2 protein-coding genes are annotated in these 1,800 nt (G+C 33.5%); both read right to left on the bottom strand.

Features of this window, described 5'->3' with window-relative positions:
* Positions 1-404 precede the first annotated feature (404 nt).
* Positions 405-1,067 (bottom strand): putative immunity/bacteriocin fusion bifunctional protein, encoded by a 663-nt coding sequence (locus HC026_RS12245; protein ID WP_168926190.1) that lies wholly within the window; start codon positions 1,065-1,067, stop codon positions 405-407.
* A gap of 77 nt (positions 1,068-1,144) precedes the next feature.
* Positions 1,145-1,570, bottom strand: a complete 426-nt coding sequence (locus tag HC026_RS12240) for a thioredoxin family protein (protein WP_034529862.1) — start codon at positions 1,568-1,570, stop codon at positions 1,145-1,147.
* Positions 1,571-1,800: the final 230 nt, after the last annotated feature.

The following is a 1,800-nucleotide window of genomic DNA, read 5'->3' as shown; positions in this document are numbered from 1 at the left end:
GAGCTAGCGCACCACGTTGAAAACGTGATAAAGTAGAAGTACCCAAAGTAATCACTCCTTATAGCTGGTTGGAATTAACTACTACCATTGTAAGAGATTGCTTTGGGCCTTTTTTTATTTTTGTTCGGATTAATTATAGAATTTGCCCTTTAGATAGGTTTTATTTATCAATGAGAATTACCTTTCTTAATTCGATATACAAGGATCCAGAAAGGTAATGCAATTAGAACAGTGCCAATTAACGGAATAAATGAATATAAAACAGCTGCGCATGTATAGTTATTTTGATAAATAACAAAATATAATAGAGCACCTGCAGAAACAATTATTCCCGAAATGGGTAAACTTTTAGTCGTGTAAAAGAGTAAATTTTTCTCATATTTTTTCATAAAAATTGCCTCTTATTAATGATTCATTGCACATGCACCTTCTGATGCAGCGCCACACACGACAGCGCAAGCTAAACCTGCGATGCCATTTACGGCAGCCCAAACTGCACAATAGGAACCACAAGCTAACACACCAGCCATACCGCATGAAAATTCTTTGCCATGAAATTTAAAATGCTTTGTCTTTTTTTTCGCCAGAATATTAATTTGATTCAGTTCATTGTTTGAGGCGGAAAATTCGGTTTTTGGTGATGTGCTCTTAGTAGTACCTTGCTCAGCAGAGAAGCTTACAACCTTATTATTGCTCTTATCAACAACCGTTTGAGTTAATATTGTAGTATTTTTGTCATTATTTTTGTAAACATTATAAACAACATCCGTTGATATAGAAGGATCTACTGAGGATGTTGCACGATAATTATATGGTGTGACTGCGTCTTGGTCATTGGTATAACCACGTTTTTTTATATTATTTAAATAGTTATTTATTTTCTCACTTTTATTTAAATTAGAAACATCTTGCTGTGCATTGCTTGAGCTCAAAGACGAAACCTTTGCACTCAAGTTTGAATATTTAAGCTCTGTATTTAAATTATGGTAATAAGATCCAACTCTAGTTTTAGCCGAACCATTAATTGGGAATAAGAACGAGCCAAGTAATACAGTAACTGAGCACATTAGTAGTCCGATAAATATTTTTTAAAAATGTTTTGCCTTACTCATAATCAACAACTCCTCTAATTTTTAAGGAACCCTTATTGTAAGAACTTGTCTACTACTGAAATTTTGGATTCTCCAACTAAACGTGTAACCTCATGGGTGCCATTGTATTTTATTAAAGTTGGTATAGCATTTACATGCAGTCCCTTTAATTTTTTATAGCTAGAATTAGGTTCGTTAGCTAAATCGACTTTAAAGATTTCCTTGTTAGGATGCTTAGCAATAGCTTGTCGGTAAATCTTTTTCATTTTTTGACAATGAATGCAGTATCTAGAAGCATAGAGGACATACGTTATCTTTCTTTTCTTTTGTTTGAGCAATTTTAATGCGGTGGTTAATTTTACATTCACCACTTTTCCTTCTGACTTTGCGAGCACTGTACTTGGAAGTAAAAACATGAGGCTGATTCCTATTACGAACAAGCAAAAACTGCTTAAAACTGTTATTTTTCGTTTTTTCATAAAAAGCCTCCTCAACACATAAAATCGATGTTAAAACAATCAATATATGCTACATGCTCATAATATCACAATTAATTTTGTTTGTGGCAAATTCTATAATTAATTCGAACGAAAGTAAAAACGCCCAGAGTAATCTCTTACAATGGTAGTAGTTAATTCCAACCAGCTATAAGGAGTGATTACTTTGGGTACTTCTACTTTATCACGTTTTCAACGTGGTGCGCTAGCTC

It is taken from the genome of Secundilactobacillus angelensis, assembly GCF_012641075.1.
Lineage (GTDB): Bacteria > Bacillota > Bacilli > Lactobacillales > Lactobacillaceae > Secundilactobacillus > Secundilactobacillus angelensis.
This window is presented reverse-complemented; position numbering and strand designations above follow the sequence as displayed.

Excerpts from the sequence above, each read along its gene's own strand:
- HC026_RS12245 (WP_168926190.1), bottom strand. The coding sequence starts at position 1,067 with ATGTGCTCAGTTACTGTATTACTTGGCTCGTTCTTATTCCCAATTAAT.
- HC026_RS12240 (WP_034529862.1), bottom strand. The coding sequence starts at position 1,570 with ATGAAAAAACGAAAAATAACAGTTTTAAGCAGTTTTTGCTTGTTCGTA.